Origin of the sequence: Thalassospira sp. (genome assembly GCF_030690045.1) — a bacterium.
GTDB lineage: Bacteria > Pseudomonadota > Alphaproteobacteria > Rhodospirillales > Thalassospiraceae > Thalassospira.
Map to the genome: position 1 here is coordinate 1 of NZ_JAUYHK010000016.1, position 21,573 is coordinate 21,573.

Annotated in this window: 19 protein-coding genes and 1 tRNA gene; 5 read left to right on the top strand and 15 right to left on the bottom strand. The window is 56.5% G+C overall.

Features of this window, described 5'->3' with window-relative positions:
• Positions 1–580: 580 nt before the first annotated feature.
• The 3 genes from Q8O73_RS11675 (at position 581) to Q8O73_RS11685 (ending at position 3,404) form a co-directional block, all read left to right on the top strand.
• Positions 581–2,302: a tetratricopeptide repeat protein gene (locus tag Q8O73_RS11675; protein WP_305558340.1), complete on the top strand. Its 1,722-nt coding sequence runs from the start codon at positions 581–583 to the stop codon at positions 2,300–2,302.
• 7 nt (positions 2,303–2,309) lie between these two features.
• Positions 2,310–3,272 (top strand): 4-(cytidine 5'-diphospho)-2-C-methyl-D-erythritol kinase, encoded by a 963-nt coding sequence (locus Q8O73_RS11680; RefSeq protein ID WP_305558341.1) that lies wholly within the window; start codon positions 2,310–2,312, stop codon positions 3,270–3,272.
• A 57-nt stretch (positions 3,273–3,329) separates the two neighbouring features.
• Positions 3,330–3,404 (top strand) — tRNA-Gln (locus tag Q8O73_RS11685).
• Between the two features lie 40 nt (positions 3,405–3,444).
• On the opposite strand, the gene Q8O73_RS11690 is transcribed toward Q8O73_RS11685, so the two are convergent.
• Both Q8O73_RS11690 and Q8O73_RS11695 read right to left on the bottom strand, forming a co-directional pair.
• Positions 3,445–4,143, bottom strand: a complete 699-nt coding sequence (locus tag Q8O73_RS11690) for a copper homeostasis protein CutC (protein WP_305558342.1) — start codon at positions 4,141–4,143, stop codon at positions 3,445–3,447.
• A complete protein-coding gene (locus tag Q8O73_RS11695; RefSeq protein ID WP_305558343.1) occupies positions 4,140–5,045 on the bottom strand; it encodes an ROK family protein in 906 nt (301 codons plus the stop codon). Before Q8O73_RS11695 ends, Q8O73_RS11690 begins: the two co-directional genes overlap by 4 nt.
• A gap of 200 nt (positions 5,046–5,245) precedes the next feature.
• Between Q8O73_RS11695 and Q8O73_RS11700 the strand changes: the two genes are divergently transcribed.
• Positions 5,246–7,801, top strand: a complete 2,556-nt coding sequence (locus tag Q8O73_RS11700) for a hypothetical protein (protein ID WP_305558344.1) — start codon at positions 5,246–5,248, stop codon at positions 7,799–7,801.
• Between the two features lie 93 nt (positions 7,802–7,894).
• Here Q8O73_RS11700 and Q8O73_RS11705 read toward each other — a convergent pair whose 3' ends face one another.
• From Q8O73_RS11705 to coxB, 12 genes are all read right to left on the bottom strand, one after another.
• On the bottom strand, positions 7,895–9,154 hold the full coding sequence (locus Q8O73_RS11705) for a pitrilysin family protein (protein WP_305558345.1): 1,260 nt from the start codon (positions 9,152–9,154) through the stop codon (positions 7,895–7,897).
• 56 nt (positions 9,155–9,210) lie between these two features.
• A complete protein-coding gene (gene thrC / locus Q8O73_RS11710) occupies positions 9,211–10,608 on the bottom strand; it encodes a threonine synthase (protein ID WP_305558346.1) in 1,398 nt (465 codons plus the stop codon).
• Between the two features lie 167 nt (positions 10,609–10,775).
• Positions 10,776–11,195 (bottom strand): cyclic nucleotide-binding domain-containing protein, encoded by a 420-nt coding sequence (locus tag Q8O73_RS11715; RefSeq protein ID WP_305558347.1) that lies wholly within the window; start codon positions 11,193–11,195, stop codon positions 10,776–10,778.
• Between the two features lie 88 nt (positions 11,196–11,283).
• Positions 11,284–12,780 (bottom strand): carboxypeptidase M32, encoded by a 1,497-nt coding sequence (locus Q8O73_RS11720; RefSeq protein ID WP_305558348.1) that lies wholly within the window; start codon positions 12,778–12,780, stop codon positions 11,284–11,286.
• A gap of 26 nt (positions 12,781–12,806) precedes the next feature.
• On the bottom strand, positions 12,807–13,526 hold the full coding sequence (locus Q8O73_RS11725) for an SURF1 family protein (RefSeq protein WP_305558349.1): 720 nt from the start codon (positions 13,524–13,526) through the stop codon (positions 12,807–12,809).
• A 6-nt stretch (positions 13,527–13,532) separates the two neighbouring features.
• Entirely contained in the window at positions 13,533–13,820 is a 288-nt protein-coding gene (locus Q8O73_RS11730) for a DUF983 domain-containing protein (RefSeq protein ID WP_371135082.1), read from the bottom strand.
• 99 nt (positions 13,821–13,919) lie between these two features.
• Positions 13,920–14,720 carry a cytochrome c oxidase subunit 3 gene (locus Q8O73_RS11735; protein WP_305558351.1) on the bottom strand — a complete coding sequence of 267 codons (801 nt, stop codon included), beginning with the start codon at positions 14,718–14,720 and terminating at the stop codon, positions 13,920–13,922.
• Between the two features lie 71 nt (positions 14,721–14,791).
• Entirely contained in the window at positions 14,792–15,382 is a 591-nt protein-coding gene (locus Q8O73_RS11740; RefSeq protein ID WP_305558352.1) for a cytochrome c oxidase assembly protein, read from the bottom strand.
• Between the two features lie 7 nt (positions 15,383–15,389).
• Complete coding sequence (locus Q8O73_RS11745) at positions 15,390–15,530, bottom strand: hypothetical protein (protein WP_305558353.1); 141 nt, start codon at positions 15,528–15,530, stop codon at positions 15,390–15,392.
• On the bottom strand, positions 15,527–16,453 hold the full coding sequence (gene cyoE / locus Q8O73_RS11750; RefSeq protein ID WP_305558354.1) for a heme o synthase: 927 nt from the start codon (positions 16,451–16,453) through the stop codon (positions 15,527–15,529). The genes Q8O73_RS11745 and cyoE overlap by 4 nt, the downstream gene beginning before the upstream one ends.
• A gap of 81 nt (positions 16,454–16,534) precedes the next feature.
• Positions 16,535–18,124: a cytochrome c oxidase subunit I gene (ctaD, locus tag Q8O73_RS11755; RefSeq protein ID WP_305558355.1), complete on the bottom strand. Its 1,590-nt coding sequence runs from the start codon at positions 18,122–18,124 to the stop codon at positions 16,535–16,537.
• 11 nt (positions 18,125–18,135) lie between these two features.
• Complete coding sequence (gene coxB / locus Q8O73_RS11760) at positions 18,136–18,984, bottom strand: cytochrome c oxidase subunit II (protein ID WP_305558356.1); 849 nt, start codon at positions 18,982–18,984, stop codon at positions 18,136–18,138.
• An 839-nt stretch (positions 18,985–19,823) separates the two neighbouring features.
• Between coxB and Q8O73_RS11765 the strand changes: the two genes are divergently transcribed.
• A complete protein-coding gene (locus tag Q8O73_RS11765; protein WP_305558357.1) occupies positions 19,824–20,633 on the top strand; it encodes a hypothetical protein in 810 nt (269 codons plus the stop codon).
• 87 nt (positions 20,634–20,720) lie between these two features.
• Here Q8O73_RS11765 and Q8O73_RS11770 read toward each other — a convergent pair whose 3' ends face one another.
• A complete protein-coding gene (locus Q8O73_RS11770) occupies positions 20,721–21,299 on the bottom strand; it encodes a YqgE/AlgH family protein (protein ID WP_305558358.1) in 579 nt (192 codons plus the stop codon).
• Positions 21,300–21,573: the final 274 nt, after the last annotated feature.

Here is a 21,573-nt window from a genome sequence, read left to right on the forward strand (position 1 = left end):
TTCGGATGCGGCTTGTGAGGCAGACGGGGGTATGGGCGCCATATCAAGTACCCCTGATGGAGCCTCGCCAAAGTCCCACGGGGGTAGTCCGTCTTGTGTGCATCGGTCCTGCCGGGTTGGCGATTCGGGGGCCGTCACAGCCGTTATCTGGCGGTTTTCCGGGGCGGAGGGGTGTGGTGCAGCAACTTTAGCGGTTGTTTTCAGGGATCAGGATTGATTACTGAAAGCGAGTCGGCGACGCCAGGTTGTTTGATTTCATTGATCGGGTATGATTATTGAAATGACAAGGCACACAACCCCGAAAACGGGGACATGGTGCGGCGGGGCCGGTGTGATCGGGGCGAAGGCCCGGCGGTGGAAGCCCGGCGGCTGTCCGGTGTCCTGTGGTCATGACCGGGAAGGCGGGCTTTGGCGGGGGTGCCCTTTATGGCCCGACGCAATTCAGATGCCGCAATTCAGATGCCCCCGGCAAATGCTTTGCCTTATAATTGCCGAGTAGTTAGGGTTAGGTCAGTTTGTCCTTGCGGGCGGCATCATGTGTCCTGATGCATCCTGCGAACCGAAAACACAGGAAAAGTCCTTGAAGCGCAATCTGTTGCATATCCTTCTGCCGGTTTCCGTCCTTGCCCTGTCTGCGTGTGGCACGACGGCAACGTCGCCTGTTGCCCGGCACAGCTTTGAGTATCCGCAAAGCGAAAGTTTTGCCGGCAATTTTCTGGCGGGCAAAGTGGCGCAAAGCGATTACAGCATGTCGGAAGCGGCCAGATATCTGATACGTGCGCAGGAACTGGACCCTGACAACCCCGATTTGCGCCAGCGGACCTTTCTGGCCCTGATTGCCGATGGCCGCGTCAGCGACACCGAAACCATTGCCCGGCAACTGGTGGCGGAACAACCTGCCGATCTTTTTGCCGCCCTGGCGGTGGTGGATGCCGATATCCGGGGCGGGGATTATGAACAGGCCCTGTCCATCGTCATGGCCTTGCCGGACCGGGGCATCAACACCCTGATCCGCCCGCTTGCCGCCGCATGGCTTTATACCGCGATGGACCGCAAGCAAGACGCCCTTGACGCCCTTGACGGATTGCAACGCAATGCGTCGCTCAGCCCGCTTTCGGAATATCATCGCGGGCTGGTTCTGGATTATTTCGGCGATCTGGCGGCGGCAGAAATGGCGTTTTCGCGTGCCTATGGCGACCCGGCCGATGCCCCCTTGCGTGCCGCCGAGGCCCTTGGTGCCGTTTATGAACGCCGGGGACAGCCGCAAAAGGCCGCCCTGCTGTATCAATCCTATATGGACCGCCATCCGCAATCGCTGGCCATGCCGTTTCACCTGAAACGGCTGGAAGAAGGGGGGGCACCGGTGCGCGCAGCGGTTACGCCTGCCTCTGGCCTGGCCGAGGCCTATCTGGATATTGCCACCCTGCTCAGTCAGGAAAATGCGGTGGACCCGGCCTTGCTGATGGCGCGGTATTCGCTGTCGCTGCGCCCGGATGATGACATTACCCGTCTTCTGGTCGGTGAAGTGATGGAAATCCAGAAACGTTATCCTGCCGCGATTGCCATTTATGACACCATTCCGGTGACCTCGCCGCATAGCTGGAACGCCCGGCTGCGGGCGGCGGCCAGCCTTGAGGCAACCGGGCAAAGTGAGGCGGCCATTGCCCTGTTGCAACCGATGGTCAATGAACGCCGCGACCGGTCCGATGCCCTGATCCAGCTGGGCGATACCCTGCGCCTCACCCAAGATTTCGGCGCGTCCGCAACCGCCTATGATCAGGCGATTGAACGTCTGGGTGGCCCGGATCAGGTCAGCTGGATGTTGCTGTATCGTCGGGGCATTGCCCATGAGCGGTCCGGACAATGGGACAAGGCCGAGGCCGATTTCCTCAAGGCGCTGGAAATGGAACCCGAACAACCCTATGTCATGAATTATCTGGGTTATAGCTGGGTCGAGCAGGGCAAGAATTTCGATCAGGCCGAAGACATGCTCAAACGCGCCGTCGCCCTGCAACCCGAAGACGGATACATCGTTGATAGTCTGGGTTGGGTTTATTACAAACTGGGCCGGTTTGACGATGCGGTGCGCGAACTTGAACGTGCCGTTGAACTGAAACCCGACGACCCGACGATCAATGATCATCTTGGCGATGCGTTCTGGCAGACCGGGCGGTTCCACGAAGCCCGGTTCCAGTGGCATCGGGCCCTGTCTTTCAGCCCGGATGATGAATTGCGGGCGACGGTCCTTGCCAAACTGGAAGGGGCGACGCCCGAACCGGCATCTGTTGCCGCCAACAACTGAGCATGTGATGACGACGGTATTTGATTCTGTTGAAAACGCCCCGGCCAAGCTGAATTTGTTTCTGCATGTCACCGGTCAGCGCGACGACGGGTATCATCTTCTCGACAGTCTGGTCTGTTTTGCCTCGGTCGGTGACCGTCTGGAGGGCCGCCTGCGCGAGGATGGCGACATCACCTGTCGCCTGACCGGCCCGATGGCAAGTGCATTGGGGGCAGGCGCGTTGGGGGCAGACGGGCTGGACGATCTCGCCCCCGAGGACAATCTGGTCATGCGTGCCGCCCGCCTGTTGCAGGATCATTATGGGGTGAGTGCCGGGGCGGATTTGCGCCTGCACAAAAATTTGCCAGTCGCATCGGGCATTGGCGGCGGTTCTGCCGATGCAGCGGCGGCCTTGCGGCTTTTGTGCCGGTTGTGGGAAATTACACCCGATCCGCTTGACCTTGGCCGCATGGCTTTGACATTGGGGGCGGATGTGCCGGTCTGTCTGGTCGGCGGCACGGTTTTGATGCAGGGCATTGGCGAAATATTGCATCCCGTGCCCCCCCTGCCCGATTTCCCGATTGTGCTGGTCAATCCCGGAACGGCGGTATCGACCCCCAAGATTTTCGCCGCCCGCGCCGGGGAATTTACCGATAATGACCTTTGGGACCGCGATGCCCGTTTTGACACAATCGGGGATCTGGTAACCGCCTTGCAGGATTGCCGCAATGACCTGACCTATGCGGCAATCGGATTATCCCCCGAAATTTGCGATGTGATTGCCGCTTTGGGGGCCGAGGAAGGCTGTTTGCTGGCCCGGATGTCGGGCAGCGGGGCCACCTGTTTTGGGCTTTACGGGACCCATGATGCGGCGCAAAAAGCGGCAAAAACCCTTAACGAGGCCCACCCGGACTGGTGGGTTGTCGCCGGGCGACTGGCCGGGGAAACGTTTAAAAAGCAAATGCCGGACCTGCCAGACAAAAATGCCTGAAATAGGGGGTTGCACTCCGGCCCGGACGACGCTATTTTCCGCGCCACATCACGCTGATGGGGCGTGGCCAAGTGGTAAGGCATCGGTTTTTGGTATCGTGTACCGTAGGTTCGAATCCTACCGCCCCAGCCAAGACAAAACCCCTTGAAGTTTACTTCAGGGGGTTTTTCTTTCAAACGCGGATGGCATCTTTCAATGCCCGCACCAGCCCTCCATCCACCGCCGTCCGGCCTGCGGCGTAGCCCGCATCGTCAACGGGGCGTTTGCAGGACGCATGGATTTGCGTTGCCCCGGTGCGGTGCAGGATCCGTGCCGCATTTTCCGGCCCCACCCCGCATCCCGGCAAAATCCCGATCCGCCCGGCGGCACGGGTGATCAGACCGGCAATCAGGTCTGCCCCCTGCAAGGCATCCGCCTGTTGCCCGGATGTCAGGATACGGTCAAAGCCAAGATCGATTGCCGTTTCCAGTGCGGCATAGGGATCGGGCGTGCCATCAAAGGCGCGATGCAGGATTTTTTCAAGCCCGGTTGCGGATTGACACAGCAGATCAAGATGATCGGCATCGAGTGCGCCGTTGGCATCCGTGACCCCAAACACCACCCCGGCGGCCCCGGCATCGCGTGCCAGCGCAATTTCATCGCGCATCATCGCGATATCGCGCGCACCATAAACAAAATCCCCCGGACGGGGCCGGATCATCACCATGCAGGGTGCCGCAATATCGCGCAGGCGCATCATGGCACCGGGTGTCGGCGTCAGGCCGCCCACGGCAAGGGCCGAACAATATTCGATCCGGTCCGCCCCGTGTGCCACGGCCATCAAGGCATCGTCAAAACTTTCAACGCAGATTTCAAGGGTAATCGCCGTCATGCCCGGTCCCCCAAAAGCCCCGCCCCGCGCAAGCCGCCATCGCGGTAGAAAACACCGGGCACCACCAGCGGCACGTCATAGCGGCCCAGAACACGGCGGCGGACCTCCTGATCAATCCGGTCGATCAGGGCGGTTTCACTGGCCAGCCCGCCGCCAACCGGCACGCAATCAGGGTCCAGCACATTGACCATCCCGGCCAGCGGCCCCGCCAGCAGATCGATGAAAATATCCATGCTGCGGGTTGCGGCAGGGTCGCCCGCCCGCCAGTTGGCGGTGATGTCATGACTGGGCAGGGGGACGCCGTGACATTGCGCATGAATGCGTTCAAGGCCCCGCGCCGCCCCCCACGGATCAAGGCAGGACGCGCCGCCACAGCCACAGGGATGCGCAGCAAGCCCGTGGCGGGCCAAGGCCCCGGACATGTCGTTGCCATGCCCCCATTCGCCGCAAATGCCGCTGCGCCCGCCCAGCAAACGCCCATCGACCACAATGCCGCCGCCAACGCCGGTGCCCAGAATGATGCCAAACACGGTGCGGCATCCCTGCCCGGCACCCAGATGCGCCTCGGCCAGGGCAAAACAATCGGCATCATTGGCGATGGCAACCTTGCGGTCAAACAGCCGGGATAATTCCGCTGCAATCGGCCAGCCCTTGAGCGCCGGGACATTGGCGGTAATCACCGCCCCATCCATCGGATCAATCCCCCCGGCAAAACTGATGCCGATATCGGGGCGCAATCCGCTTTCGCGGTCCGCCGCCCCGACCAAACCGGACAGGGCGGCAATAAAGGCATCAAGGTCCGTCGCCGGGGTGGCGATTTTGTGTTGTGCGATCAGACTGTGATCCCCGGCGAAAACGCCAAATTCAATCTTTGATCCGCCGATATCAAAGGCATATTTCATGCAAGCCGGTCCCGTTGCGTTGGGGTGTTTTGGACAAGTCTTTCTGATCGCAGGCGATACACCAACACGCCACAGCCCGCAAAAAGAATCCGGTGCGCCGCCTTAAATATCCATGTTTCGGTTCTTTTTGCGCATTTTGATATACCATCGACAACCTTGCCTTGTATATTTCCGGCAGGGCGTGAAACAGGGAAACACAGATGCCGGATACGGATGACGTTCCCAACGGCGGGCAACACGCCGAAGGCATTAAAGATGCACTGGCACAGTTCGGCCTTCTGTCCGATTTACTGGCCGATCCGGAAGTAAAGGCATCATTGCTTGTCGAAATTCGGGAGCTTGGCGTCCCCGCCCCTTTGCATCATGTCGTTTTGCGCCTGATCATTGCCGCAGCAGGCAAATCCGAAAAATTCCTTGGTGAAGCAATCGCTTCACGCCTTAAGGCCTTTATTGACCGCACCCCGGCATTGGCCGGGCTGTTGCAACGGCTGATCAATATCCGGCATGGCGAACAGACCAAAGACACCCTTAAACACAAGGCCCTTGAGGCCATCCGTAATGGAAACCCCATCAAGATCGACGAAATCAAGACCGATGAAACCACATCGCTTGAGGTGTTGCTGGCGCTGCATAATATCCGGGGTTTTGATCAGGTCCTGACCGGGCTTGACCAGCACACCACCACACTGATCAACACATTGCGCGCAGATATCCGGAATCTTTTTCAGGATATCGTCGCCCCGTCCCTTTCCTGGCCCACAGAAGAACATTCCCCCGACACGCTTGGCGCGTTTGATCGCGTCAAATATACATCCGGCCTTGATGAACTGTATGGGCGCAAAGCCGAAATCAGCCTTTTGCATCAATTTGCAGGCGATTTGTCGCTGTGCGGGCGGATATTCAATTTTCGCTGGATGTTGCTGACCGGGGATGGCGGCACGGGCAAAACGCGACTTGCCTATGATTTTACGCGCAAACATTTGCACCCGAATGTCTGGGATGCCGGTCGCCTTTTGGTCAAGGATTTGCAAGATTTCAACAATCTTGAAAAATGGCGTCCGCGTCAGCCGACCTTTATCGTCATTGATTATGTCAGCGGGCAACCGGAAAAAACCGGCGACCTTATGCGTATTTTTGCCCGTCAGGCGGCACAATATGATTTTCCGGTGCGGCTCTTGCTGCTGGAACGCAATGCCGGTGAAAACTGGCTTGCGAAAATGCTTCCGGAAGATGGCGACAAGCCGATGGTGATGGATCACATTTTCGGACACAAGGATGAAAAAGGGCGCATAATCCCGCCTGTGACCGAAAATGCGATTATTGACCTGATGCGCGCCCGTTTTACCAATGTCGAGCATCCGCCGCCGCATGACAAAATCCTTCTGGGCGCGGCGAAAAGGGTTGATCCCCGGCAAAATGGCGCAGCCCCGCCCCGCCCGCTTTTTGCCCTTGCCACCGCAGAATCCATGATCGCCACAGCCCCCAGACCGGCCCCGGCGGATTTCAGCCAAATCGCCGCAGATCTAAATCAGGAAGACGTCCTGCAAGGCATGTTACAGCGCGAAGAAAAGAAGCGCTGGTGCATCACGGCCCCGAATGATGATGACCGCACCCTGCGGCGCTATAAAGTTGCGCTGGCGCTGGCGACACTCAGCCAAGGGCTTGACCTTTTCGATCTTGAAACCAAAGACGATGATTACGGCCCCCTTGCCCGATATCTGCCCGATCCACCACCGGATCATCATTCAGGCCTGATCAATGCCCTTGGCGGCACCGGCACATTCCTGCCGCCGCTGGAACCCGATATCATGGGGGAATTTTTTCTGGCTCAATGCCTGCTGAAAGACTTCCCAAAGCCAAAGGATCGCCATGCCTTTCTGAACGGTGCGCTGGCCAAACGAGCCAACGATAACATCGCACCGTTGATCACTCTTTTACGTCTCTTGCAGGATTTCCCGCAAAAAACCGCCGAAATTGATATTCCGGCGGCAATGACGGCCTGCACCAACGAAACAGCCGCCCTTTCCTACGCACGAATGGCACCGGATTGGATTTTCATGTGCTATCGGGTAAATACTCCCGACGCCGCCACCGATTTCATTGATGCCCTCTCAGGATTGGGCACCCGGTTCCCCAAAAACGCCGAAATCGCATTGGCGCAGGCAGAGGCCGCTGTCAATATCACCAATCATGCCGGAGAAAACGGAGACTGGGACCGTGTTGACGACATGCTTGCCCGTCTGGATGCCCTTGGCACCAGATTCCCCAACAACCGCGAAATCGCACTGGAGCAGGCAAAGGCCGCTGTCAATATCACTAGTGATGCCGGAGAAATTGGAGACTGGGACCGTGTTGACGACATGCTTGCACGTCTGGATGCCCTTGGCACCCGTTTCCCCGACCACGCCGAAATCGCACTGATGCAGGCAAAGGCCGCTGTCAATATCACCAATCATGCAGGAGGAATTGGAGACTGGGGCCGTGTTGACGACATGCTTGCACGTCTGGATGCCCTTGGCACCAGATTCCCCGATCACGCCGAAATCGCACTGATGCAGGCAAATGCCGCTGTCAATATCACCATTAATGCCGGGAAAGACGGTGAATTGGACCGTGTAGAGGCGATGCATCAACGACTGGAGATTCTGGCTGAAAAATTTGGAGGTGACATGATCCTCGTTGAGATGAACAGGCAATCCTTCACACTGGATCATGCTGTTGCTTATGCCGATGCCATACTGCGCAATGAATCCTGAATGATTCGCACCGATGTTATGCGCTCTATACAAAAATGGCGATCATTCCGGGGCTTGGAATAATCGCCATTTCGGTCATTTCATCATCACATGTCAGGCCCGAAGGCGGCCCGACAGGCTGGTCAGATCGGGCATTTTGCCGACCGGGCCCAGGGCGGTCAGGGTCGGTGCGCCGGTCAGGAGGCTTTGGCCCGAGGCGCGGACCCGTTCCAGATCGACGGCCTCGATCCGGGCGATGATTTCGTCCGTGGTTTGCGGCCGACCGAAAATCTGGATTTGCCGGGCCAGTGTTTCGCAGCGGCCGGAATTGCTTTCCATGCTCATCAAAACCGAGGCCTTGAGCTGTGCCCGGGCGCGTTTGACCTCGTCCTCGGTCAGATCGACGGTGGCGCGGACCAGTTCATCGCACATCACCGGCATCAATTCGGCGACATCATCCGGCCCGGTGCCGGCATAAATCGAAAACAGGCCGCCATCGACATAATGCGATGAAAAACTGTACACCGAATAGACCAGCCCGCGTTTTTCGCGGATTTCCTGAAACAGCCGCGATGACATGCCGCCCCCCAACAGGGTGTTGAACACCTGAAGGTCATAAAAACTGTCATCGGTGTAGGACACGGTGGGCAGGCCGAAAATCACATGCACCTGTTCCAGATCGCGATGTTCGATGCGTTGCCCGCCCCCATATTTCAGGGCTTCCATATCGTGGTCTTCGTGGGCGGGCAGATTGTCAAACTGGGCCGCCACCAGATCGACGATTTCGGCATGTTCGACATTGCCCGATGCCGAAAACACCATGCGGTGCGGGCTGTAACGCCGCGACATGAAATCAAACAAATGATCGCGCGTCATCCCCGATACATTTTCCGGCGTGCCCAGAATCGACCGGCCCAATGCCTGATCCGGCAGGGCGGCTTCCTGAAAATAATCGAAAATGATGTCGTCGGGCGTATCAATCGCCTGACCGATTTCCTGCAAGATCACCTGGCGTTCGCGTTCCAGTTCCTTGGCATCAAGGGTTGAATTTTGCAGAATATCGGCAATCACATCAATCGCCAGCGCCCGGTCTTCGTGCAGCACCTTGCAATAATAGGCGGTGTTTTCGCGCGAGGTATAGGCATTCATCTGCCCGCCGACCGCCTCGATTTCTTCGGAAATTTGCAGGGCGGTGCGTTTGCGCGTGCCCTTGAACGCCATGTGTTCCAACATATGGGAAATGCCATTGATGTCGGGCGTTTCGTGACGCGCCCCGACATCAACCCACGCCCCCAGCGCGACCGATTGAACATGTTCAAGGCGGTCGGTGGCAACGATCATCCCGTTGTCAAGCCGGGTTAGCTCGACTGTCATATGGATATGCTCCTGTTTTCATAACATCTTTTGGCCCGAAAAATCATCGCCAGACATCAGGCCGCATGCCGTTTTGCACGGACATGCGCCATCAGGCTGGCGATATCATTGGGCATGGTTTCGACTTTTTCTGTCCGGTCATATAGGTCAGAGAGGCGCGGTGGCAAGTCCGGGTAAATGCCGCTGGCCTGTTTGACGGCATCGGGGAATTTTGCCGGATGCGCGGTGGCAAGGGCGACCATCGGGATGGTGACATCGCGGTTGCATTTGCGCCCGGCCACAATGCCGATCACCGAATGCGGGTCCACCAGTTCGCCGGTGGTGTCATATACCGCGCGAATGGCGGCACGGGTTTCGTCATCATCAAGACGATAGCCGTCAAAATTCTGACGGGCCCGGTCAAAACAGCCCTGCGACATTTCCATCACCCCGGTCTGGCGGAAGGTCGTCATCAGATCGGCAATCGCCGCGCCATCGCGATCATAAAGATCAAACAACAGGCGTTCAAAATTGCTGCTGACCTGAATATCCATCGAGGGGCTGATCGAGGGGGAAACCCCGTCCATTTTCATGATGCCGGTGTCAAAGAACCGGGTCAGGATATCGTTTTTGTTGGACCCGACGACAAATTGCGCAATCGGCAATCCCATTTGCAGGGCGGCATAACCGGCATAGACATTGCCGAAATTGCCCGACGGCACAGAAAACGATACCGGACGTTCGGGCGCGCCCAACTGAACCGCGCCCCAGAAATAATAGGCGATCTGGCACATGATCCGCGCCCAGTTGATCGAATTGACCGCCGACAACCCGACTTCATCGCGGAAATCATGGTCGTTAAACAGCGCCTTGACCAGATCCTGACAATCATCGAACGAGCCATCAACCGCAAGGTTATGGACGTTATCGGACAGAATGGTCGTCATCTGACGGCGCTGCACCTCGGACACCCGGCCTTGCGGATGGAGGATGAAAATATCGATATTGGCGCGATCCCGGCAGGCCTCGATCGCCGCCGATCCGGTATCGCCCGATGTCGCCCCGACGATGGTGATTTTCTGGCCGCGTTTGGTCAGCACATGGTCAAACAGCCGCCCGACCACCTGAAGCGCATAATCCTTGAATGCCAGTGTCGGGCCGTGAAACAGTTCCATCACCCAGTCATTGGCACCCAGTTGTTTGAGCGGCGCAACGGCGGCATGACCAAACCCGTGATAGGTATCGTCCAGAATGGTTTTCAGCGCGGCGTCATCAATGGTTCCGGCCACAAAAGGCTGGATCACCCGAAAGGCGACATCGGCATAGGACAGGCCGCGCATCGCCCGGATGTCATCGGCGGAAAAGGCCGGCCAGGTTTCGGGAACATAAAGGCCGCCATCACGGGCCAGCCCGGCCAAAAGGACATCGTCAAACTGCAAAACGGGGGCGCTTCCCCGCGTGCTGATATACCGCACGACCCTGCTCCTGAATTACCATCACATCATTTGGGGAACATGCCAGATACCCGTGCACCCGGACACACCCCAAACCTGCGTTAGTGGGGCGTTCCGCCTGCTTAGTCAAGGGTCAATCCTGCAAAACATCTGCAAAACAGAGGCGATTTTGGCCACATGGGCCGCAATCAATCGTCCAGCCGCATACCGCTTTTTTGCAGTTTGTCTTCGACCTTGGCCGCGCGGCGCACGACAGAGCGGTAATTTGATAACAAAATCCGCAAGATCGCCTGAATGAAGCGGTCGGAACTTTGCATTTTATGTTCAAACTGCCGCCGGGAAATTGCAATCACCACGGTACGGTCCTTGGCCCGGGCCGATGCCATGCGGGGTTCGTCATCAATCAGGGCCAGTTCGCCAAACAGGCCACCGGCCTCAATCTCGCCCAGAACGACTTCGGCATTATCTTTCAGGGTTTTATAGATTTCGACCCGGCCTTCCTGCACCACATAGGCGGCACTGCCCGGCTTGCCTTCGCGAAAGATGATCTGATCGGCGGCAAATACCTGCCGGTCCAAAACCTTTGTATTTTTTCCGATTGCCGACATTTTGAATTTCTTTTGCTGCTATCGGCCCCGGTGACTTCGGCCTGATTATGGAATCATCCTGAAAAGGCTAACAGAAGGCCGGATGTTTTCAACCTGATTTCGCGCCATAGCGCGTTTCAAGATGCGCGATAAAGGCATCCGTGCCCAAAGGTTTGCCCGTTGCCTGCATCAGGATTTCATCGGTTGAAAGGCTGGACCCCAGACCATGCACATGGCGCAGCAACCATGCCATCAACGGACCAAAATCCCCCGACGCCAGATTGGCCCCCAGATCCGGCAGTGCATCGCGTGCGGCAGCAAATAATTGTGCGGCCGACATCGCCCCCAATGTATAGGTCGGGAAATATCCCCACGCCCCCGACGGCCAGTGAATATCCTGCAAACAGCCCGTGCGGTCATCGGGCGGGGTGATGCCCAGAAACTTTTGCATCATCTCGCGCCATGCGCCGGGCAAATCCGCCAGTTTCATGTCGCCCTCGATCAGGGCGCGTTCCAGACGGTAACGCATCATGACATGGGCCGGATAGGTGACTTCGTCCGCATCAACGCGGATAAAACCCGGTTCGACACGGGTATAAAGCCGGTGCAGATTGTCCCCCGACCATGCGCCATCCGCACCGCCAAAGGCATTCTTGAAGACCGGCCCGGCCCATGTCAGGAAATCCTGCGACCGGCAAGCCTGCATTTCCACCAGCAAGGACTGGCTTTCATGCAGGGTCATGCCGCGTGCCTTGCCGACCGGCTGCAAACGCCAGTCAAGCGGCAGACCGCGCTCATACATGGCATGGCCGGTTTCATGCAAAACCCCCATGATCGCCGAGGTAAAATCATCCTCGTCATAGCGGGTGGTGATGCGCACATCATCGGGCGTGCCGCCGCAAAACGGGTGGTGCGAGACATCCAGACGCCCATTGTCAAAATCAAACCCGACCGCAGCCATCAAATACAGCCCGACCTGTTTTTGCACCTCAACCGGGAACGGCCCCTGTGGCCGCACCGGGGCGGGTTCGGATTTTTGATGGTCGATCACACCGGCGGTAAAACCGGGCAGGAAAGTTTCAAGTTCGGCAAACAGCGTATCAATCCGTGCGCAGGACATCATCGGATCATATTGATCGAGCAAGGCATCATAAACCGAACAATTCAGTGCCGCCGCCTTGGCCTGCCCGGCCTCGATCGACAGATCCAGCACGGTTTGCAATTTCGGCAACAGGCCCGCGAAATCATTGTCGACCCGCGCCGTCCGCCATGCCACTTCGCAGGCGGTTCCGGCACGCGACTGTTTTTCCACCAGATCGACGGGAACGGCAGTGCCATGCACCCATTCGCGGCGCATTTCAAACAGATTGGCGCGTTGCCAGTCATTGAGGTTTTCATCGGCGGCGGCGGCCAGCAGATCAGGCAGGGCCGGATCATTGATCAGCTCGTTGCCCATGACCTCAAGGGTCGCCAATTGTTCGGACCGCGATGCCGTCGCCCCGTCGGGCATCATCGCCGCCATGTCCCAATGCAACATACCCCCAATATCCGACAGGACATTGATCCGGCGAAAACGGGCTTCAAGGGCGTGATAGGCTTTGGTCATCGGGGTTCCGATCAGGAGGGCGGGTTTTAACGGTCGCCGTCTTTGGCCGGGCGGCGATGAAAGAAAACAAACACCACAATCAGCGCCAGTGCAAGGCTGTACCAGGTGATGGCATATTCAAGATGGCTGTTGGGCAAATCCACCTTGGCCTGTCCGCCAATCGGCAAACCGCCGGGGTTTTCCGTCGCATCGGCTTCCAGATAATAAAGGCTGGCAAGGTCGGCACCGGTATCTTCGCCCATTGCCACCACATCAATGAAAAACCATTGATTGCGCAACGGATCGTTTTCCGGCTGCGCCCAGTGTTTTTCCTGACTGAGACGCAGGAGGCCGGAAACCGTGACCTCGCCTTCGACCAGGCTTTCGGGGCGGGTGGCCGGGTCGCGGTTTTCTTGCGGCACCCAGCCGCGATTGATCAGAATAATGCGGCCGTCCGCCTGTTCCAGCGGTGTGATCAGATGAAAACCGACATTGCCGCGTTGGGTCCGCGCCATCAGATACATTTCCTGATCATGCAGGAAATGCCCCGTTGCCGTTGCCGCATGAAAGGCCAGTGCGGGGTCGGGATTGCCATCAACCGGCACCGGGATTGGCGGCAAACCGGATTGCGCCTGACGTTCGGCAATGATGGCTTCTTTCCAGAACAGGCGATCCACCTGCCATGTGCCAAGCCCAAGCAGGATCAGCAGCGCCAGACCGGCGCAAATTTTCATCGGCAATGTGGGGCGTTGCAACAAAAGCGGCATATGGGGTCAGTCCTGTTCGGAAGTCGATCGGTGGCGGTATTGCAGGGCGATCATGATCCCTTTGAGCGGGCGCAGCAAGATTGCGGTTACCCCCAGAACGGTCGGGAACCACAACAGGGCATGCAGCCACAAGGGAGGCTGATAATGCAGTTCCACCATCAGGGCAACCGGCACCACCAGAAAACCCAGAATGAAAATGATGAAAACCGCCGGGCCATCACCGGCATCATGACCGCGCAGGTCAAGGCCACAATGATCGCAGGACGCACGGACCGTCAGATAGCCCTCAAACAACTTTCCCCCGCCGCACCGCGGACACTTGCAGGCAAGGCCGGTACGGACGGGGGAAAGTGCAGGGTAATAATCTTCGGTCATTCAGACAGAAGCGCCATGTTACTGACCGCCCCAGATATAAACGGCGAAGAACAGGAACAACCAGACCACGTCCACAAAGTGCCAGTACCAGGCGGCAGCTTCGAGACCGAAATGGTGATCCGGCTGGAATTCGTCGCGGGTGGCACGATAGAGGCACACCGCAAGGAAGACCGTCCCGACAAAAACGTGGAAACCGTGGAAACCGGTCGCCATGTAGAAGGTCGAGGAATAGATACCATCGGTAAAGCCAAAGGCCGCATGGCTGTATTCATAGGCCTGCAAGACAAGGAAGATGACGCCAAGGCCAACCGTCAGGGCAAGCCCCTGAACCATGTCCTTTTTCTTGCCTTCAAGGCAGCCATGATGCGCCCATGTGAGGGTGCAGCCCGACAGAAGCAGGATCAGGGTATTGAGAAACGGCAAATCCCACGGATCGAGGACTTCGATGCCTGCGGGCGGCCATTCGGTCACGCCGGGGCTGAAGATCACAAAGGCATTGTGGAAAAACGCCCAGAAGAACGCGACAAAGAACATCACCTCGGAGGCAATGAACAGCGACATGCCATAACGCAGGCCGATCTGCACCACCTTGTTGTGATAGATTTTTGATTCACGGACCACGGACGCCCACCAGCGGAACATCACAAAAAGGATACCCGCCAGCCCCACTGCCGCCAGCCAAAAATCGGCCGGTGCCCGGTCCGAATGCATAAACATCACCATACCACCGGTGAACAGACCCGCAGAAGTTGCCGCAACCAGCGGCCAAATGCTTGGGTCTACCAGATGGAACGGATGTTTCTGAGCGTGATCACTCATTCCTCGCCCCCCTCAGTTCTGTAAAAGTAAATGCCAAAAATACTCATCATGGTCAGCCATCCCGTACGGGATCAGCCCCCTTGTTCGTCATCCCCGGTCTTTGCCTCAACCGCATTGTCGGAACGGTAAAAGGTGTAAGACAGGGTAATTGTTTTCACATCCTGCGTATTCGGGTCTTCTGCAATCGCCGGATCGACAAAGAAACTGACCGGCATATCCACCGTCTGGCCTGCTTCGAGCGTTTGTTCATCGAAACAGAAACAGGCAATCTTGTTGAAATACTGCCCGGCCTTTAACGGCGTGACATTGTAAATCGCATGTCCGGTAATCGCCGCATTTGTCAGGTTTTCCGCCATATAAAATGCCAGATTATCCTCGCCCAGCCGCACGGTCATTTCGCGCTGTTCCGGGGCGAATTTCCACGGCAATTGCCCGTTGATATCGGCATTAAAGCGGATGCGAATGGTTTTGTCCGAAATTTCCACCGGCGCGGATTCCGCAACCTGGGTGGTGCCGCCAAAACCGGTCACCTGACAGAACAACTGATAGAGCGGCACTGACGCATAGGACAGACCGACCATGCCGACCACAACGCTGGCACAGGTCCACAAGGTGCGACGGTTGCGCTTTTTAACCCTATCCGGATCGTTCTGCTGAATCATGACAAACTCAACTCATTTTCAGGATGGTAATCGCAAAAAACAGGGCGGCAAGCCCGCCAAGAATCACCAGAAACACCCAGTTCTTGGCGCGACGCCTGCGATAGAAAACGTCCAGTTCTTCTTTGGTCATTTTGGGATCGTCACTCATGCCAGATATCCTTGCAGCCAGACATCGGCGACCATCGCCCCGAACAGAACAAACAGATACAGTATTGAAAATCCGAACATCTTTTGCGGTGCCTTGTCATCGGCATTGCGCAAGACGCGCCAAGCGTGACGCAGGAACAGCACCCCGGTCAAGGCCGCCGTCACCGCATAGAAAACACCCAAAAGCCCGGTGGCATAGGGGATCAGGGTAACGGGCAATAACAGGATGGTATAGATCATCATCTGTTTTTTCGTTGCCGCCTCGCCCGCGACCACCGGCATCATCGGCACCCCGACCTTGGCATAATCCCCGCACCGGAACAGGGCGAGCGCCCAGAAATGCGGCGGGGTCCACATGAAAATAATCAAAAACAGGGCAATGGAATTAAGATCGACACCGCCGGTTACCGCCGCCCAGCCAATCATCGGCGGAAAGGCACCCGCCGCGCCACCAATCACAATATTCTGGGGCGTGCGGCGTTTCAGCCACATCGTATAAACAAAAACATAAAAGGCAATCGACAGGGCCAGCAACGCCGCCGCCGCAAAATTGATGGCGGTCGCCATCACAGTCACCGATAGAATCGACAGGGCAATGCCCAGCGTCAATGCCTCGTCGGCCGGAACGCGCCCCGCCGGAATCGGGCGGTTTTGCGTGCGTTTCATATGCAGATCGATATCGCGATCATACCACATATTGATCGAGGCCGCCGCCCCGCTGGCAACGGCAATACAGCCAATCGCCACCAGTGCCAGAAACGGATGGATATAACCCGGCGCAATCAAAAGGCCGACAGCACCGGTAAACACCACCAGCGTCATCACCCCCGGTTTGAGCAAGGCAATATAATCGCGCACATCCGACACCGGAAGAGCGGCGATATTTTCCATCGTCAGGGTCTGATCAAGTGCGGGCCTGGTCATGACGGGTACTGTCTTTTCTCTCTGGGTCGGTATTCGGGATGTTCCCCGCCGGACATCCGGCGGGGAACAAAGATCGGTCAGTTACTTGATACGCGGCAGTTCATCAAAGGTATGGAACGGCGGCGGCGAACTGACGGTCCATTCCAGCGTATCGGCACCTTCGCCATACGGGTTTGCAGCCGCTTTTTTGCCCCGGATAAAGGCATGGGCAACAACACCGAGGAAGAAGATCGTCGCGGCGAAGGACAGATAGGCACCGTAAGACGACACCAGATTCCAGCCGGCAAATGCGTCGGGATAATCAGCATAACGACGCGGCATGCCGGCAAGACCCAGGAAGTGCTGCGGGAAGAAGGTCAGATTGACGCCGATGAAGAAAAGCCAGAAATGGATTTTCCCACCAAGATCGGAAATCTCGTAACCCGACATTTTGCCGAACCAGTAATAGAAACCGGCAAAGATCGAGAACAAGGCCCCCAGCGACAACACATAATGGAAATGCGCCACCACGAAATAGGTATCGTGCATCGGCAAATCCAGACCCGAATTGGCCAGCATCACACCGGTCACACCGCCAACGGTGAACAGGAAGATAAAGCCAATCGCCCACAACATCGGAGCGCGCAGATCAATCGAACCGCCCCACATTGTGGCAATCCACGAGAAGATTTTCACCCCGGTCGGAACCGCAATGACCATCGTGGCCGCCGTGAAATAGGCGCGGGTATTGACGTCCATGCCAACGGTGTACATGTGGTGCGCCCACACGACAAAGCCGACAACACCAATCGCAACCATCGCATAAGCCATCCCGAGATAGCCGAAAACCGGCTTGCGCGAGAAGGTGGCGATGATGTGGCTGATGATGCCAAAGCCCGGCAGGATCATGATATAGACTTCGGGATGGCCAAAGAACCAGAACAGGTGCTGGTACAGGATCGGATCACCCCCACCGGCCGGATCAAAAAACGCCGTGCCAAAGTTACGGTCGGTCAGCAGCATGGTGATGGCACCACCCAGAACCGGAACCGCCAACAGCAGCAGGAACGCCGTCACCAGCATCGACCACGCAAACAACGGCATTTTGTGCAGGGTCATGCCCGGCGCACGCATGTTGAAAATGGTGGTGATGAAGTTCACCGCACCCAGGATCGAGCTGGCACCAGCAAGGTGCAAGGCAAAGATCGCAAGATCGACAGACGCATCCGGATGGCCAAGCGACGCCGAAAGCGGCGGATAAACCGTCCAGCCGGTTCCCGCCCCGCTGCCGACAACCGCCGACAGAAGCAACAGGGCGAATGCCGGAACCAGCAGCCAGAACGAAATATTGTTCAGGCGCGGGAAGGCCATATCCGGTGCGCCGATCATGATCGGCACAAACCAGTTGCCAAAACCGCCGATCAGGGCGGGCATGACCACAAAGAACACCATGATCATGCCATGTGCGGTGACCAGCACGTTGAAGAAATGGTGGTCTTCAATGATCTGGGTGCCGGGATGGGCCAGTTCCATACGGAACCAGACCGAAAAGGCACCCCCGATCAAACCGGCGATAACCGAAAAAATCAGATACAGCGTACCGATGTCTTTATGGTTCGTCGAAAGGAACCAGCGGGTAAAGAAACCGGGAACGTGATCATGGTCGTGTGCGTGTGTATCAGCGTGAGCCATAAACCTCTCCCTCACTCTGCCGAAGCAACAGTTACCGACGGCATATCAACCGCGGCAAATTTCTGCTGGGCTTCTTCAACCCATGCTTCGTATTCTTCCATGGTCACGGCCTTGACCGCGATCGGCATGAAGGCGTGATTGACGCCACACAATTCCGAACACTGACCATAAAAAGTCTGACCGGCATATTCGCCCGGAATACGGGTCCATGTTTCATTCAGACGACCGGGTACGGCATCAAGCTTGATAAACATCGACGGCATGGCCCAGTTATGGATCACATCATCGGACGTCATGATCAGGCGAATGTTGGTATCCACCGGCAGGACAACGGGATTGTCCACATCCAGCAGGCGCAGTTTGCCTTCGGCAACAGCCGTTTCTTCGTCGATCATAAGGGAATCAAACGTGAAGTTGCCATTATCGGGATATTCGTAGGTCCAGTACCACTGCTTGCCAATGATCTTGAGCGTCATATCGGCATCTTCGACCCGGTCTGCAAAATACAGCAAACGGAACGAGGGGATGGCGATAACCAGCAAAATCAGCACCGGCACCACAGTCCAGACGACTTCCAGCAACGTGTGATGGGTGGTTTTGGACGGTACGGGATTCCGTTTCCGGCTAAAGCGGAACAGGACATAGAGCAACAACAGCAAAACGATTACCGTAATGATAACCATCAGCCACGTAATCAGAATAAAAAATTCATGGCCCTGTACGGCAACCGGTGACACCGGGGCCTGAAGGCCCAGCTGCCAAGGTGCGGGCTGACCAACATTGGCCAGTGCAGCACCATTCAGTCCCGTCAGAACTGCCAATCCCAGCATGATTATGGGAAACAGCATCTTGATCGACATGCGAATCTGCCCCCTCGCATTACAACTCAAGGCATTACGCCTTTTCCGGCTATATCCGTTCGTGAGACATATACGGGCATCAAGGACTGCCCGTTCACCGAAAAGACGCGCCGTGACATCCGAACCGGGGATCGGCACGAACATCAACTCAAACTCAACATTAGGTAGCCCTAATTCTATTGTCCAGATGTACCGTGGCACACAGGTAAGGCAGGCAAATAGCCTATCTTCTCATGCGGTTCCAGAAAAAATCTTGCTGCGTCGCACAAAATAATCACAATCAGATCATGGGCTTTGCCCGCTTCTGGAACTTTTTCAAAATACAAGCCCTTGGATTAAAAGGTCTTATTGAAATATTCAAACACAACCGCAACGCCGCAGACCCGATATTTTGCCGTGCGGGAAGATCAGCCGACAACAGGGTATTTTCCGGTAAATTCAGGGCCGAAAAAAACTTCCGGCGACCGTCACCGGATCATGATTTTCCGTGATCAAAGGGACATTCATCGCAAATTACCTTTGGGATGATGTAAAATATTCCTTTCCGGCCAAACCGAATCGCATCATCGCCGCCTGCAATCCCGGCAGGCACATGCTTGCAGATATCGGGTTTGGGGGTGCCGACCACCGCCCCGTCCCCGAAAACCCTTAAATTTTGGGGAAATTCAGCTCAATTTGCGATCACCGCTTTACTTGCGGCGCGCAGGACCCAATATCTGGAAAAAATACATAAACGTCTGACTGGCGAGCAAATTGCGACGAGAATATTTCTATACAATCGTTTCGTTTTGGGACCTTTGTGTATAGTGTGGACGAAATTGAAAGATTGAGGTTCGGCCATGGCCCGTCAGAATCATAAGAAAGTTTTCACCGCAGAATTGCGGCTTCTGAACAAGCTTGAAACCATGAGCGACATGGTTGCCCTGCCTGATCCGGCCAGCTTCCCGTCCGAAGGGGGCGGTGCTGCCCCTGATCTTTCCAGCCTGCATAACGCCATCGAGGATTTGAAGCTGGAACTTCTGTCCGACATCAAAATCATGATGGAAGAGCAGAAGAAACTGGCGGGCCCTGTCGATCAGGAAGGCCCCGAAGCCGAATTGCGGCTGCTGAAAACCGAAATCCGGGCGTTGGCCAATTCGATCCAGCAGACCAAAAAGGAAATTGCCGCCCTTTATACATCACCCGATGATACCAGCGGCACCCGCCTGAACATCGTCAAGGGCGAACTTGATTCGATTGTCGAAGCCACCGAAGAAGCCACCGCCAATATCCTTGAAACCGTCGAAAAAATTGATGGTGTCGCCCACAATATCCGGTCTGCCGCCCCCGATGATTATACCCAGGGGCTGGCCGATGACATTGTTGATCTGGTGGTCAAGGTTTTTGAATCCTGCAATTTTCAGGATCTGACCGGGCAACGCATCACCAAAGTCGTCAATACGATGAAATATATCGAAGAACGGGTCAACAAGGTCATCGAAATCTGGGGTGACGAGGATTTCGACGAATTTGACATTCCGGCCGATCCCAAGGGCCTTGATAATCTGGATAAAACCGTCACCCGCGCCCCGCAAAACCGCGAAAAGGTGGCGCAGGACGAAATCGACCAGATTTTCTCGCAGGCGGAAATCGACGCGCTGTTTGACTGATCAACAATTTTGCGACACGCCGCAAACAACAGGGGCCTGTATCGCATGATACAGGCCCCTGTTATTTTCAAATCCTGTGCTTGCCCATCAGGCGTGACCCGCCTCGCCCGACAGCAATTCCGGCGAAAAGCCCAGCTTGGCAAAGGCGCGTTGCCATTTATCGTCGCAATCCATGTCAAACAGCAAATCGATATCGGCATCGACATGCAGCCAGCCATTGGCGCGAATTTCACTTTCGAGTTGCCCGCTGCGCCATCCGGCATAACCCAGCGCCAGAATGCTGTGCGCCGGTCCCTTGCCAAGGGCGATGCTTTGCAAGATATCCACCGTCGCCGTGACGGAAATACCGGCATCGACTTCGAGCGTCGCATCGCTGGCGAAATCGGCGGTATGCAGGACAAAACCCCGGCCCGATTCCACCGGCCCACCGAAATGCACCTGCACATCGGCAATGGTCGGGGCCGGACGGGCAATGCCCAGTTGATCGAGCAAATCGGAAAAAGTGATGGAATCGATCAGGCGGTTGACCACCAGCCCCATCGCCCCATCCTCGTTATGGGCACACAGATAAACCACGCTGTGCGAAAAGCGCGGATCGCGCATGCCCGGCATGGCAATCAGCAATTTGCCGTCAAGATATTCCGCGTCGCTGTGATGTTCACCCATGACTCATACTCTCTTTCGCCTGTCGTTTTCCCAGCCTAGCGCGAATAGGTTCCCGATACCATGCTGCACAGCCAAAAAATCCCCAAAACCCGACATTGATCAATTTTCACCGACCCTGATTGTTTTAATATGGTGCCGTTAAAGCCCCGACAACACCCACATTGCGGTAACATAGTCGTGGCTTGCACAAATGCCGCCTCCCGATTAGGGTTCGGCCCCATAAATATGATCGTAATGGCACCTGATATGACAGCGAAATCCAAGGAAAAGCCCG